General features: G+C 38.6%; 15 protein-coding genes. 8 read left to right on the top strand and 7 right to left on the bottom strand.

All coding sequences use genetic code 11. The annotated features are described in order from the left end of the window. The first annotated feature begins 68 nt into the window (after window positions 1-68). From rlmH to AC4CVF_RS02775, 4 genes are all read left to right on the top strand, one after another. Window positions 69-551: a 23S rRNA (pseudouridine(1915)-N(3))-methyltransferase RlmH gene (gene rlmH / locus AC4CVF_RS02790; protein ID WP_336951776.1), complete on the top strand. Its 483-nt coding sequence runs from the start codon at window positions 69-71 to the stop codon at window positions 549-551. Between the two features lie 126 nt (window positions 552-677). Next, a complete protein-coding gene (locus AC4CVF_RS02785) occupies window positions 678-1,454 on the top strand; it encodes a dioxygenase family protein (RefSeq protein ID WP_004717246.1) in 777 nt (258 codons plus the stop codon). Window positions 1,455-1,620: 166 nt separating this feature from the next. Further along, the gene (locus AC4CVF_RS02780; protein ID WP_336951777.1) at window positions 1,621-2,391 is read left to right on the top strand and encodes a DUF4377 domain-containing protein; all 771 of its coding nucleotides are present in this window, start codon (window positions 1,621-1,623) and stop codon (window positions 2,389-2,391) included. A gap of 272 nt (window positions 2,392-2,663) precedes the next feature. Then, on the top strand, window positions 2,664-3,080 hold the full coding sequence (locus AC4CVF_RS02775; RefSeq protein ID WP_483770777.1) for a DUF4377 domain-containing protein: 417 nt from the start codon (window positions 2,664-2,666) through the stop codon (window positions 3,078-3,080). 74 nt (window positions 3,081-3,154) lie between these two features. Here AC4CVF_RS02775 and gdhA read toward each other — a convergent pair whose 3' ends face one another. Beyond that, window positions 3,155-4,498, bottom strand: a complete 1,344-nt coding sequence (gene gdhA, locus AC4CVF_RS02770; protein WP_490788850.1) for an NADP-specific glutamate dehydrogenase — start codon at window positions 4,496-4,498, stop codon at window positions 3,155-3,157. A gap of 345 nt (window positions 4,499-4,843) precedes the next feature. Here gdhA and AC4CVF_RS02765 point away from each other — a divergent pair, with 345 nt between their 5' ends. Both AC4CVF_RS02765 and nth read left to right on the top strand, forming a co-directional pair. Further along, window positions 4,844-5,647 carry an RnfABCDGE type electron transport complex subunit B gene (locus tag AC4CVF_RS02765; protein WP_490788849.1) on the top strand — a complete coding sequence of 268 codons (804 nt, stop codon included), beginning with the start codon at window positions 4,844-4,846 and terminating at the stop codon, window positions 5,645-5,647. Further along, complete coding sequence (gene nth / locus AC4CVF_RS02760; protein WP_336951781.1) at window positions 5,644-6,321, top strand: endonuclease III; 678 nt, start codon at window positions 5,644-5,646, stop codon at window positions 6,319-6,321. The genes AC4CVF_RS02765 and nth overlap by 4 nt, the downstream gene beginning before the upstream one ends. Before the next feature lie 118 nt (window positions 6,322-6,439). Here nth and AC4CVF_RS02755 read toward each other — a convergent pair whose 3' ends face one another. The 5 genes from AC4CVF_RS02755 to AC4CVF_RS02735 all read right to left on the bottom strand — a co-directional run bounded on the left by AC4CVF_RS02755 (window position 6,440) and on the right by AC4CVF_RS02735 (window position 9,938). Beyond that, entirely contained in the window at window positions 6,440-6,790 is a 351-nt protein-coding gene (locus tag AC4CVF_RS02755; RefSeq protein WP_483770776.1) for an SH3 domain-containing protein, read from the bottom strand. A 188-nt stretch (window positions 6,791-6,978) separates the two neighbouring features. Beyond that, entirely contained in the window at window positions 6,979-7,194 is a 216-nt protein-coding gene (locus tag AC4CVF_RS02750) for a hypothetical protein (protein ID WP_004823188.1), read from the bottom strand. Between the two features lie 90 nt (window positions 7,195-7,284). Continuing rightward, complete coding sequence (gene adk, locus AC4CVF_RS02745) at window positions 7,285-7,938, bottom strand: adenylate kinase (protein ID WP_490788848.1); 654 nt, start codon at window positions 7,936-7,938, stop codon at window positions 7,285-7,287. Window positions 7,939-8,021: 83 nt separating this feature from the next. Next, entirely contained in the window at window positions 8,022-9,338 is a 1,317-nt protein-coding gene (locus tag AC4CVF_RS02740) for a DUF445 domain-containing protein (protein WP_004717262.1), read from the bottom strand. Window positions 9,339-9,398: 60 nt separating this feature from the next. Continuing rightward, on the bottom strand, window positions 9,399-9,938 hold the full coding sequence (locus AC4CVF_RS02735) for a hypothetical protein (RefSeq protein WP_336951782.1): 540 nt from the start codon (window positions 9,936-9,938) through the stop codon (window positions 9,399-9,401). A gap of 344 nt (window positions 9,939-10,282) precedes the next feature. Here AC4CVF_RS02735 and mrdA point away from each other — a divergent pair, with 344 nt between their 5' ends. Further along, window positions 10,283-12,352 (top strand): penicillin-binding protein 2, encoded by a 2,070-nt coding sequence (mrdA, locus tag AC4CVF_RS02730; protein ID WP_336951783.1) that lies wholly within the window; start codon window positions 10,283-10,285, stop codon window positions 12,350-12,352. A gap of 4 nt (window positions 12,353-12,356) precedes the next feature. Beyond that, complete coding sequence (rsmD, locus tag AC4CVF_RS02725) at window positions 12,357-12,905, top strand: 16S rRNA (guanine(966)-N(2))-methyltransferase RsmD (protein ID WP_171500312.1); 549 nt, start codon at window positions 12,357-12,359, stop codon at window positions 12,903-12,905. Window positions 12,906-13,325: 420 nt separating this feature from the next. Here rsmD and AC4CVF_RS02720 read toward each other — a convergent pair whose 3' ends face one another. Beyond that, window positions 13,326-13,535 (bottom strand): hypothetical protein, encoded by a 210-nt coding sequence (locus tag AC4CVF_RS02720; protein WP_336951784.1) that lies wholly within the window; start codon window positions 13,533-13,535, stop codon window positions 13,326-13,328. Between the last annotated feature and the right edge of the window lie 12 nt (window positions 13,536-13,547).

Genomic DNA, 13,547 nt, shown 5'->3' with positions numbered 1-13,547 from the left:
TGTTGTACGCCTGAGAATAACCAATATCGCGCTATAATGATGCAATTACCACGTTAGAAATTGTTAATATGAAAATCCGTATTCTGACCATTGGTCAAAAAATGCCTGCTTGGGTATTAACTGGTTTTGAAGATTACTTCAAAAGAATCCAACCTTTTGTACAGACGCAAATTATTGAACTCCCGATGGCAAAGCGTGGCAAAAATGATTCAGAAGCAGATATTTTAAAATATCGCCAAATTGAGGGTGATAGTATTCTCAGCCAACTGAAACACAATGAAGTATTGATTGCACTTGAAGTAGGCGGACGTGAATTTAGTACTGAAAAGCTGGCTGAAACCATGAAAGGCTGGATGCTTGAAGGTAATGATGTTGCACTGGCCATTGGCGGACCAGATGGGCATTCTGAAGCCGTGCGAAAAGCTGCTGCTTGGCACTGGTCACTGTCAAAACTAACTCTGCCCCATCCATTGGTTCGGGTTATGCTGATTGAACAACTTTATCGTGCGATGAGTATTAATCATAATCATCCGTATCATCGTGCAGGCTAGTCATGTAATTGGGCAAAAGTTGCATTGATGAAACAGTCTGTTGAAATAAAAGGCTTATTGAGAGCATACATTTTAGCTAGAATGGGCAATTCACGCTGTATTTAATGATCATTTAGGCACAAAGATATGAACTTACAAACACTCCCAGGTTTATTCATTTCACATGGCTCTCCCATGCTTGCGCTAGATCCTGAACAAGTCGGTCCTGCTCTACATCGTCTTGGTCTAAATTTGCCAAAACCACAAGCCATCGTGGTGATGTCTGCCCATTGGGAAAGTGAGGCTTTAGAAGTCAATACAGGTGTACGCCCTGAAACATGGCATGACTTTCGTGGTTTTCCTCAAGCGCTGTATGAGATTCGCTATCCCGCACCAGGAAATCCTGAATTAGCGGAAGAAATTTTGCATCTCTTGGCTGAAGCACATCTTCCTGCACATGCAAATAGTACTCGACCACGTGATCATGGCGTATGGATGCCTTTATTACATATGTACCCTGAGGCAGATATTCCAGTCATTGAAATTTCTTTACCTATGAATATGCATGCTGATCAAATCTACCAAATTGGTCAAGCACTTGCCCCACTCCGTGAAAAACAAATTTTATTGATTGGTTCAGGTAGCATCACTCACAATTTAAGAGAATTGTCATGGAACGGCAAAGATGAGAATGTCCCGGAATGGGCATCTACATTTAGAAATTATGTGGTGAGCAAACTCAATCATAGTAATTATGATGCTGTATTGGAATGGGATAGCATTCCTTATCTACAGAAGAATCACCCAACACTTGAACACTTTGCACCTCTGTTCTTTGCAATGGGCACTGGTCACCGCTTTAGTATTGTCCACAGTAGTTTTTCAATGGGTGCGCTAGGTATGGATATTTATCGTTTTGACTAAAGAACCTAATTGATCAAAATTTAGTTGGAATAATAAAAATTTGTTAATTATTGTTTAACTTTTAGTTATATGGATACATATTGAAACCGAATTAATAAATTGTATCCATATCTTTTAGTGTTTCATGGTTTATCCTATGCATAGTTTTTTAAAACGTGAATAGAATATGAAATTCAAATATTTAGCATTAGCTGTACTTCCTTTAGCCCTCGCGGCTTGCCAATCTGGCGATATTCAAAAATTGGGTGATACCGCAGTGAAAGTATTACAACAACAAGGTAATGCAGAGCAAACATTAAATGCTTATCAATGGTCTTATCAACCAGCAGATACCAAGCAACCCATCGTACTTAACTTTGCAGACCAACGTTTAAATGTTGCAACTGGCTGTAACCGACTAATGACAAGTGCTAAAGTTGAGAATGGTTTATTAGTAACAGGAAATATCGCCTCAACAAACATGATGTGTTCCCCTGAATTAATGAAACAGGAAAGTTTTGCTGCGGCATTGTTCCAATCGAATAAAACAGCATTTGTACTTGATACAGCAAATACTGAAAACCCAACGCTTACCTTGGTAAATGCGACAGGCGGTAAAGTTGTATTTACTGGTAAAATGACACCTGAAACTAAATACCAAAGCCAAGGTGAAACAATTTTCTTAGAAATCAGCCCAGAAACCAAAGAATGTTCTGCTGGTGTAAGAAAAATGCAGTGCTTACAAGTACGCGAAATCAAATATGCTGATAATGGTGTAAAAACGCAAGTAGATAAAGATTGGACATATTTCTATGACGATATCGAAGGCTTTACTCATAGCCCTGCTGAACGTCAAGTGGTTCGTGTAAAACGTTATGAGATTAAAAACCCAGCGGCTGATCAGTCTAAATACGCTTATGTCCAAGACATGATTATCGAACGTGAAACTTTAAAATAATTGTATAGAAAAGCTGAAGTTCAACTTCAGCTTTTCATTTTAGCTACTTATAAACATATAGATTTAATTCAGCTTCATGCTTTTTCAACCAGATAATCAAAACATTTCTACCTTAAGGTCTACCTTTTAATTTTAATCGATGCAAAGCCCCAAACACTGCACAATAGTTAAATAACAGTGAATTTAAACACTCAATAATAGAAACTTAAGTAATCAATAGTCATTGCATGAAAGCACATTTTTAATTTAGGAAGATCGATAAAGGTAAAACTATGAATCACAAATCAAGCATTTTACTGCTCTTACCGTTGCTCGTCATAGCATGTAGCGAAGAATCTACAACTCAAAAAGTTCCGACGCCTGCACATATAGAGACCCAAATTTCAAATACAACAGTTCAACCACAAATTATTTTTTTAGAAGTCAGTCCTGAAATTCGACCCTGTACTGGTGTTGCACCACAAACCTGTTTTTTAGTCCGTGAATTGACAATAAGCGAAACTGGTCAAAAAAATTATAGCGAAAAAGAAGCGAGTTATTTTTATGATTCTATTGACGGCTTTACCCATAATTCAAAGTCTACTCAAATTATTAAGATCAAGCGCACAGAAATTGTCAATCCGGCCGCTGATCAGTCTCAATACCAATATGAGCTCGATTCAGTTGTTGAAACGATTCCTAAAAAATAAGCTTGTCACTGTTTTAATTGCTCAGAAAAAACCGATGCAAAAGCATCGGTTTTAAGTTCAAAATCAAACAGAAATTAGAACACGCCTTGCGCCAACATTGCATCTGCAACTTTTACAAAACCAGCAATATTTGCACCATTTACATAGTTCACTGTGCCATCTGCTTGAGTACCATACTTCACACAGTTACGGTGAATTTCTTTCATAATCGCATGTAGGCGCTCATCCACTTCTTCAAATGTCCACCCTAAACGAATCGAATTTTGTGACATTTCAAGGCCAGAGGTGGCAACACCACCTGCATTAGACGCTTTACCTGGCGCATAAAGAATTTTTGCTTCTACAAATTTTTCTACAGCTTCTAGTGTTGAAGGCATATTGGCACCTTCAGCAACACACATTACACCATTGGCAAGAAGTACATCTGCATCTTCTTCATTTAATTCATTTTGAGTTGCACATGGCAATGCAATATCACACTGAATTGACCAAGGGCGTTGACCTTCTAAATATTCAAAACCGTGTTTTGAAGCAAATTCAGAAATACGTCCACGTTTTACGTTCTTAAGTTCCATCACTTCAGCAAGAAGCTCATTGGTAAAGCCATTTTTTACATGTACCGTGCCATTTGAGTCAGACAATGAAACCACTTTAGCGCCTAAATAAATAGCTTTTTCTGCAGCAAACTGCGCAACGTTGCCCGAACCTGAAATCACCACAGTTTTATCTTTAAAGCTTTCACCGCGAGTTTTTAGCATTTCTTCAGCAAAATAAACTGTACCAAAACCAGTTGCTTCTGGGCGAGCCAAAGAACCACCAAATGATGAACCTTTACCCGTAAATACACACGAAGTGTCGTTACTGAGCTTTTTCATCATACCCGCCATGTAACCCACTTCACGGCCACCCACACCAATATCCCCTGCTGGAATATCAGTATTTGAACCTAGATGACGGTATAGTTCGATGATTAATGCTTGGCAAAAACGCATGATCTCACCGTCTGACTTGCCTTTCGGATCAAAATCAGAACCACCTTTACCGCCACCCATTGGTAGTGTAGTCAAAGCATTTTTAAACGTTTGCTCAAAACCTAAAAATTTTAAAATAGAAAGGTTTACAGATGGGTGAAACCGCATGCCGCCTTTAAATGGACCAATAGCAGAATTATATTGAACACGAAAAGCACGGTTAACTTGAGTTTGGCCCTTGTCATCTACCCATGAAACCCGGAATTGAATCGCTCGTTCTGGCTCAACAAGACGTTCAAGCAAACCGTGCTCAGCATACTCTGGGTTTTTCTCAATAAATGGCCACAAACTGGTCATAACTTCTTCCACAGCTTGTAAAAACTCTGGTTGATTTGGATCACGTGCTTTAACGTAATTTAAAAAGTCATTCAGGCTATTATATTTCAACGCTCATTCCTCAGCAGAAAATGATACAAAAAAGGTCAACCCTTTTAATAAAATGATAAATTTTGGCGCAAAGTATTTAATCCCTTTTGTATATAATCCACAACCTTTTTTCAAATGTTTTTTCAAATAATATTTAAATTCAATATGATAATTTCTAATCAACCCCAAATAAAATGTCAATTTGTTGGCGTTTTTAAACAAAAATTATTCAATATTTTGATCTAAATTAGCGCATTTTTAGCGCCAAATTAGAGCAAAGATTTTCACTGTAAAACATGCTAAAATTGCAAAATATTCTTCGCTTTTACCAAGTATTTGTTCATTTTTCTTTAAAGTTTTATTCACATGAATTCATCGCTTTCCTTCATTCAGCAAATAGATGCTATTTTGCCACAAACACAATGTGGACTCTGTGGTCACCGTGATGGGTGTCTACCTTATGCAAAATCTATTGTAGAAAAAGGTGAAGCAGCCAATAAATGTGTGCCAGGTGGGCAACCTGTTGCAGATGCGCTTGCTGATATACTCAATCGCAATAAACTCGTTGCTGAACCAAGTGTCTGGCCAATTCAAAGCGATGGCCGCCCACAACGCATGAAAGCTATTATTCGTGAAGATGAATGTATCGGTTGCACCAAATGCATCAGTGCTTGCCCTGTAGATGCCATTATTGGTTCTGGTAAACTAATGCATACCATACTTACAGATTTATGCACTGGGTGTGAACTATGTATTGCTCCTTGCCCAGTAGATTGCATCGATTTAGTTGAAGACATCCAGCCTATTCCAAATGACGAACAACGTTTCTTAGAACAAAATGACTTACGTGGTCGTTACTATGCCCATATTCAACGTGAAGAAAAGCTACGCATCCATCGTAAAGGCCCTGTGGTTCGTGCAGAAATCGACACTGAACTCTTTGCACAAATAACACAGCAAAGTCAGGCTTTACCTACAATTGAAATCAACCAACCCATAATAAAAAATCCAATTATTACAGATGCTAAAACCACCATTCAATTGGCTAAGCTGCGAACTCAAATTAAAAAATTAGAGAAACAATTGAGTGTTCGAGCAGATGAAAATAAGCAACATCAATTAAATGAATTGATTCAACAGTTATCTGTTTTGCAAGAGGATGCATCATGACTGTAAAGAATATGACCAAAAAGCAGATTCAGATTTTCTTTGAAAGATTACGCGAGCAACGCCCAAATCCGAAAACAGAACTCAATTACTCAAACCCATTTGAGTTGCTTGTTGCTGTTACTTTATCGGCTCAAGCCACAGATATAAGTGTCAACAAAGCCACTGATAAGTTATTTCCTGTCGCCAATACCCCTGAACAGATTTATGCATTGGGTGTAGACGGTTTAAAACAGTATATTAAAACCATTGGTTTATATAATGCCAAAGCTGAAAATGTGATTAAAGCCTGTAAAATTCTGATTGAGAAGCACAATAGCCAAGTTCCAGATAATCGTGCTGATTTAGAGGCTTTACCCGGTGTAGGACGCAAAACTGCCAATGTTGTGCTGAATACCGCCTTTGGTCAGCCTACAATGGCTGTAGATACGCATATCTTCCGAGTTGGCAATCGTACTGGACTTGCTGTAGGAAAAAATGTACTTGAGGTCGAGCATCGTCTAATCAAAGTGATTCCAAAAGAATTTATTATAGACTCGCATCATTGGTTAATTTTACATGGGCGATATTGCTGTATTGCACGGAAACCGAAATGCCATGAATGTATTGTGTCAGATGTTTGTAATTGGCCTGATAAATATGAATTTGGCGCTGTACGCGAAGTCAAAACAAAGTAGCGAATAAACGAGAGATTTTAGCAAAGCATAATCATCATTTAATTAAAATCAGGCTTTGTCATTTTCCTGAGGAAGCTATTTTCTGAAGAAACAGCTAGCATCTTAAAATAGTTCTCAATCAAATCTGACTTAATACCTCTAAGGGCACCCAGCCAGACTGATCATCAGATAATCTGCTACACCAAATCCAGCCATTTAGTTGTTCTTCTCCAACCAATAGATCGCCATGATCTACATTGAGTTCTTTCGCTGTGTAATCTGCTATTGCATGGCCTTGATGCTTATTGATCCATTCAATGATTTGAGTAGCAACCCACCCCTCTAATCCATTGTCAACTGTGCAGAAATACCAATTGTCCCAATTCTCCGAGCCTTGATAGTTTTCGCCTATGTTCAGCAAAGTCCCCTTTGAAAAATGAATAAGCTCTAAATATTCGCTACGATGTTCTGTTATCGCAATCAATTTCATTTAGACAGTCTTCTTATAATATGAATGCTGTGAATTTAACATGTAGATGGATAAACAAAATACTTAGAATTAATTGCATACACATCTCAATCATAAAAATTCATCAGTTAAATTCATTAATTTGGAAGAATGAAGCGCGATGATAGATAAGGATGAATTTATCCTCAGCATTCATCTCCCTAATTATTTTACTTTTTATTTTCCAAATCTTTCTTCAACTTTTCAAGCCGTTTCCACTCTTCAGCCACCTGTGGATGCACTTGGTAATTACCTGATTTTCTCATTTCACGGCGTTGCTGAAGCTCTTCTTTTTGTGCTTTGCGTAGTAATTTAAAGCTCATATACAATAAGCCCAAAAGAAGCAATATACTCAAAATGACCAAGGCAATTAATACAAACTTCACTCTCTACGCCACTCTTGCAAAAAAAAGAGACCTAATATGAATCAGGTCTCTGTTATTGTCAAAGCTTAAAAAAATGCTTTGAATGCGGTCTTATTTATCTAAAATCGCAAATAAATCTTTTTGGACATCTTCTATTGGACGTAAACCGTTCAATTTATTATAAGTCGGTGCATTTTCCCCAGAAGCTGCACGCCCTTGATAGAAAGCAACAAGCTGTTCAGTTTCATTATGATAAGAGCCTAAACGCTTACGAATCGTTGCTTCTTCGTCATCTGGACGTTGCACAAGATCTTCGCCAGTTTCATCATCTTTACCTTCCACTTTCGGTGGGTTATAAATCGTGTGATAAACGCGACCAGATGCTGGGTGCTGACGACGACCAGAAAGACGTTTTACGATTTCTTCGTCTGGCACTTCAATTTCGATCACATGGTCAATGCTAATCCCTTCGTTCTCTAAAGCCTCAGCTTGAGGAATCGTACGTGGGAAACCATCGAAAATACAACCATTTACACAATCAGGTTGTGCAATACGTTCTTTCACTAAACCGATAATAAGCTCATCAGATACTAAACCACCTGATTCCATTACACTTTTAGCTTTAAGACCTAATTCAGTACCTTCACGAATTGCAGCACGGAGCATATCACCGGTTGAAATTTGTGGGACATTGTAGCGCTTACAGATCAACTGAGCTTGTGTACCTTTACCTGCTCCAGGTGGTCCGAGTAATATAATGCGCATAAAAAAACATCCTCATTTAAAACAATATGTATGATACCGTTTGCCATGACAAATTAAAACTTATCATCGTAATGGCATCAAATTTATAAGAAAGCCACAAATAAATGTATTAGACCAGCAAAAAATCCAGTCACACCACCGAGTACAATCAAAATCCATTCGTCTTCCTGAAATGCAGGACGTAACAAGTTTTGAAACTCTTTTGGGGTTAACTCTCTGATCCGCTCTTTAAACATCTGAAAAATTTTCTGTGCACGGCTCGCATTAAACGCAGGGTCGCAAACAGGCACCATCGTAATTTCAATTGACCGATCAATCAAGTCTGTCTTGAGTTTTGCATACTCTTTTAGTCCTAAAGACAATTGTAAAGAGGTACGAACCAATGGAGTTTCCATAATTTCGTTAATATGACGCTTTACAATACGACGGGTTTTTTCTTTCTTAGGACCGTACATCATTTCAGTCATGATTGACTTTAATGTAATCAAATCTTCAGTGACGACACTTGCAAAAACATCTGACACTTCTTCTTGGCGTTTCATAAACGCACCTTGAACATTATAAGTGCCAATTCTTGGAATAACAGGTTTAATCCATGGAAATTTTCGATCTTTTGTCCGTTCAAAAAATTGTGGATAGCGTACATAATGTGGCTCTACAGGATTGAAAACCATCCAGATTGCAATCCAGTTGGTTAAAAAGCCCCAGACTGCAGCAAAGAAAGGTACAGTCCAATGTTGAGGAACAAATACATAGACAAACATTTGAAAAATACCAAAGAAACTGCCAATGACTGCACTAATATGCCAAATAAAGTTAATTTCTTTTTGTCCAACTTTTAAAAACATACGGACCATCAAACGGCGATCGCCTTCCATTTGAGTTACGACCATATCTCGCATGTTGACCAGTGACTCGACATTCATAGTCAGCTCGGTCACGAGTTCTCTTAAAACACCCGGCAATTGTTTATGCGCTTGACCATAAATTCGCCGTTTAATCGAATAAGGTAGGTTTTCCCACAAAACCGCATTACGATCTAACATCACCTCATCAATCAAATGCTCAAGTTCGAAACCGACTTGTTCACCGATAATCCGAGCCATATCTTCAGGGTCCATTGCATCTAAAAACTCACGCAAAGAACCTAGTTTGGATAATGTATTGTCTGTAATAATGCCTGAAATTCGCCCAGCTTTACGTGGCACAATCCCTTGCCATCCTACAGGTAAGGGACCAATATGAAATCCCCAAAACGTGATTGGATAAAATACCATTTTCAGTGCCATCCAAACGTGCGCCCACGTTACAAAGGCCGTCACTGGGATGATACTTAAAATGGCAAGATGATCAGGTCGAGCTGTAAAAGCGTGCCACAAACCATTAACGTATTCCAACATGCATGACTCTCGTATTTATTTCTATTTGCGGTCGAAGGATATAGATAAAATCATAAAACTTTAGAACCCGACACTTAAGGTATAAGCAAATTGTATTTGTGGACGAGTCTCTAGGATCATATCTCCATTTTTATTATGAAGTTCACTACCTGCACCCATCCCCACACTAAATGTACTTATACGCTCTTTATTCAATAAAACATAAGATAAATCGGCACCACCACCATATTGGACTTCATCACTTCCGTCCACTTTTTTGCTTTTAAGTGTTCCGCCATAGACCCCTACATAGAAGCCATTTTTATCTTTACCATTTAATACTACAGGAATTCTATAACCGACTTGGCCTGCAAACTCATGGTCACCATTATAAAAAACACCTAATTTAGTATAGGCAATTCCATAAGGATTTACCCATTCACCATTTGCATGAACCATCTGTTGTGTTACACCCGCACCGATATTCCATTTAGAAGCATCTTCAGGCTTAAACTTTGCCTCTGGTAAAATTCCCTTCATATCTGGCAAATAATCTTTAACATCAGCGTGCGCGAAACTTCCGACAGCAACCAATATTAATAAGGGAAAGATTTTTTTCATTATTTTCTCCATTATCCCTAATCTTAACTTAGGTCGAATATATTTATCCTTAAGGCTCGACTTTAACAGAATTATTTTAGCACTCATATACAAAACACTATAAATTTAATGTCGCTAAGGTCAAATCCATATAGGGGCTATTGACATTTTGCCTAGCTTTACAATGATGCGTATTTTTCAAATGAAATGTAAACGGTCTCATCTAAGAAACAAAATCAATTACAGTTTTTAGTTAAAATATATTTTGATGACTTATTTGTGTTTTTTAATTTTTAAGACGCAATCTAGGGTAAAATGCTTGACCCCTAAATTCACCCATCTTTAAGTACTAAAGCCGACGACGTATGAAGCAGCAGTTTCCTCTAAAAAATGTCCAACAAGAAAAACGCATCTTCCGTGGTCGTGTCTTTTTTGCGATTGGTATTGTTTCATTTTTTATGTGCCTTCTAGTTGCACGCTATGCTTATCTGCAAATTTTTCATCATCAAGAGTTTAGTGAAGCGTCAGATAAAAACCGAATTCGACTACAACCTATAGCACCAGCACGTGGCTATATTTATGATCGTAATGGGATTTTACTTGCAGATAACTACCCTGTTTTTACCGCAACATTGAGCAAAGCCGATGTCGAAGATATAGATGACACTGTTAAGCGCTTGATTCCAATTTTAAATCTCAATCAAGAAGATATCGACCGTTTTAATAGCCGCATTAAAACCTCTAAAAAAACAGAACGTGTTACCTTAAAGCTAAATCTAACAGAACAAGATATTGCTCGCTTTAGTGAAATAAAGTTTCAATTTCCAGGTGTTGATATTGAAACTCAAATGACTCGCTATTATCCACATGGTGAATTGTTTGCTCATGTGGTGGGTTATGTTGGTCGTATTAACGATAAAGAACTTAAAGCAATTGATAAAGATAGTTACGCTGGCACAAACCTAATCGGGAAAATTGGTGTAGAAAAATCTTATGAGGAATTACTTCATGGCGTTCCTGGTTATGAATCGATTGAAGCTGATGCACATGGTAATGTGTTACGCCATTTAGGTCGTAAAGAGTCAACCAGAGGCAATGATTTATATCTTTCATTGGATTATGGTTTGCAAACTATTGCAGCAGAACAACTTAAAGATCGTCGTGGTGCAATCGTCGCAATTGACCCACGCACTGGTGAAATATTAGCGCTTGTTTCCAGCCCAAGTTTCAACCCGAACTTATTTGTGACAGGTATTGGGCATGCGGACTATACTGCTTTACGTGACAACTTAGACCAACCACTCTATAACCGCGCTGTTCAAGGGACTTACCCTCCCGGTTCTACCATCAAACCAATGGAAGGCTTAGGTGGCATCCATTTTAAAACTGTGGATTGGGGAACTACAATTTCCGATCCTGGTTATTTCCATTTACCTGGTGATTCACATAAATTCCGTGACTGGAAAAAAACTGGGCATGGCGCTGTCAATTTACATAAATCTATAGTGGTTTCTTGTGATACTTACTTCTATATCTTGTCTTACCAGATGGGTATAGATCGAATGAATGAATGGATGCGTCAATTTGGTTTCGGTGAAAAAACGGGTGTAGATTTACCAAGCGAAAGTACAGGTTTATATCCAAGTCCTGAATGGAAGATGCGTACTCGTAAGAGTAAATGGCTCAAAGGTGAAACCATTTCTGTCAGTATTGGTCAAGGTGCATTTACTGCCACTCCATTACAGTTAGCTATGGCAACGGCAATTACGGCCAACCATGGTGCGCATGTCACCCCACACGTATTACGTGAATCTAAAGGGGCGAAAAAGCATGAAGTACTCAATGCCCCGACAGGAAAAATCAACTTTAGTGGTACGGATGACGACTGGGTCAAAATGCGCGATGCAATGGTTGATGTTATTCAAACAGGTACAGGCCGAGGTATCCGTACACCGATGTACCAAATCGCAGGTAAAACAGGTACAGCACAGGTGAAGAGTATTGCGCAAGGCAAACGCTATAACGAAGCTGCACTGACATCAAGACAATTAGACCACGGTTTATTTGTTGGTTTTGCACCTGCTGAAAATCCTGAAATTGCCATTGCCGTGATTTGGGAAAATGGTAAGCATGGTGGTTCTGCTGCCAAAATTGCTCGTCCTGTATTTGATTACTGGTTGCTAACTCGCAAAAAGAATCCAATTGTACCGCTTAATCATCAAGTCAGTGGGGGCTTAATGACAGCCGGCATCAAACCGGGTGAACTGCCAAGTGGTGATGTTTCCCTTGCAGCAGATCCAAATGCCTTGCCTAAACCGAAGCCAAATACGCAGACCAATACGGCTACCCAAAACCGTATACCAACTCAAGGTCATAGTACGACTTCGACGCAACCCACTCCTCCACCTGTACCTGAGGCTGATATCAGTGAATAATAAAGTGAAAAACCAATTACGTATTATTGGTGGAGAATGGAAACGTCGAGTTCTTCCTTTTGCTGATATCGATGGTTTACGTCCCACACCTGATCGAGTACGTGAAACATTGTTTAACTGGCTCATGTGGGATATTCAAAATGCCAAAGTCTTAGATCTTTGTGCTGGTTCAGGTGCTTTAGGATTTGAAGCACTTTCACGTGGTGCAAGGCACGTGATCATGATTGAACCCAATGCCACGCAAGCTAAATTTTTAAAAGACAATATTCAGTTGCTCAAAGCTGATAACTGTCAGCTAAAAACACAAACAGCACAACAAGCCTTATCCAATTTAAATGAACAGTTTGATTTAATGTTTTTAGATCCACCCTATAGTTTAAATTTATGGGATGAATTGGCTCAAAAAGCGGATCAATACTTATCTGATCAAGCATTGATTTATGTAGAAGCAGATCGTGGCTTAAATCAACTGAATTTACCCTCAACATGGCAATTACAGAAACAAACCAAAGCTGGTGTAGTACAAGCAGGTTTATTTAAAAAAATAATATAGGGTCTGTAGACATTTCATAAATGACTTGCGTTGTAGGTTAAAATTGGGCATGAGACGTATACGTCGTAAAGCAGGAAACGAAGAGAATAGCGAGACTATTTTCGAGTTTCATAACGTAGGCTGAGATAATTTTAGCCACAACCCTGAGCAAGAACAAAGCACTGCTTTGTTTGCAGCGCAAGGCGCAGTGGGGACTAGAGTGGTTTTTACCGCTACGTCGTTACCTTTCGAAACGATGTTTCTCATCATTTAGAATGATTAAGTTTAATAGTTCTTGCCTTGTATCATCCAAAAACCACTTGTAGTCGCAAACGTAGACGAATTGTCAACAGACCCTAATTACTTCATTCATATATTTTCAAACAACAAGATAGAAAAAAATGGGCATACATTGCCCATTTTTATATTTAAGATAAAGAATTAACGTCCTTTCCAATTCCAGTCACGATCATTGCGATCTCGGTCATAACGATGTCGATCACCATCACGATGCTGATCCCTGCGATGATCCGAATCATGTCGCTGATCATAACGACCATGACCACCTCGATGACCATCATCAAATGGTGCAACAATACAGCCGGTTAATGAAATAGCAACTACACCCAACACAATAACTTTGTTTAACATGATGACTCACCT

Source organism: Acinetobacter sp. LipI_19 (assembly GCF_058242925.1).
The sequence above is the reverse complement of the archived record's forward strand: the minus strand, read 5'-3'. Positions and strand labels throughout refer to the sequence as shown.

Excerpts from the sequence above, each read along its gene's own strand:
- AC4CVF_RS02775 (WP_483770777.1), top strand. The coding sequence starts at position 2,664 with ATGAATCACAAATCAAGCATTTTACTGCTCTTACCGTTGCTCGTCATA.
- rlmH (WP_336951776.1), top strand. The coding sequence starts at position 69 with ATGAAAATCCGTATTCTGACCATTGGTCAAAAAATGCCTGCTTGGGTA.
- AC4CVF_RS02785 (WP_004717246.1), top strand. The coding sequence starts at position 678 with ATGAACTTACAAACACTCCCAGGTTTATTCATTTCACATGGCTCTCCC.
- AC4CVF_RS02740 (WP_004717262.1), bottom strand. The coding sequence starts at position 9,338 with ATGTTGGAATACGTTAATGGTTTGTGGCACGCTTTTACAGCTCGACCT.
- AC4CVF_RS02755 (WP_483770776.1), bottom strand. The coding sequence starts at position 6,790 with ATGAAATTGATTGCGATAACAGAACATCGTAGCGAATATTTAGAGCTT.
- AC4CVF_RS02720 (WP_336951784.1), bottom strand. The coding sequence starts at position 13,535 with ATGTTAAACAAAGTTATTGTGTTGGGTGTAGTTGCTATTTCATTAACC.
- AC4CVF_RS02765 (WP_490788849.1), top strand. The coding sequence starts at position 4,844 with ATGAATTCATCGCTTTCCTTCATTCAGCAAATAGATGCTATTTTGCCA.
- mrdA (WP_336951783.1), top strand. The coding sequence starts at position 10,283 with ATGAAGCAGCAGTTTCCTCTAAAAAATGTCCAACAAGAAAAACGCATC.
- AC4CVF_RS02735 (WP_336951782.1), bottom strand. The coding sequence starts at position 9,938 with ATGAAAAAAATCTTTCCCTTATTAATATTGGTTGCTGTCGGAAGTTTC.
- adk (WP_490788848.1), bottom strand. The coding sequence starts at position 7,938 with ATGCGCATTATATTACTCGGACCACCTGGAGCAGGTAAAGGTACACAA.
- AC4CVF_RS02780 (WP_336951777.1), top strand. The coding sequence starts at position 1,621 with ATGAAATTCAAATATTTAGCATTAGCTGTACTTCCTTTAGCCCTCGCG.
- nth (WP_336951781.1), top strand. The coding sequence starts at position 5,644 with ATGACTGTAAAGAATATGACCAAAAAGCAGATTCAGATTTTCTTTGAA.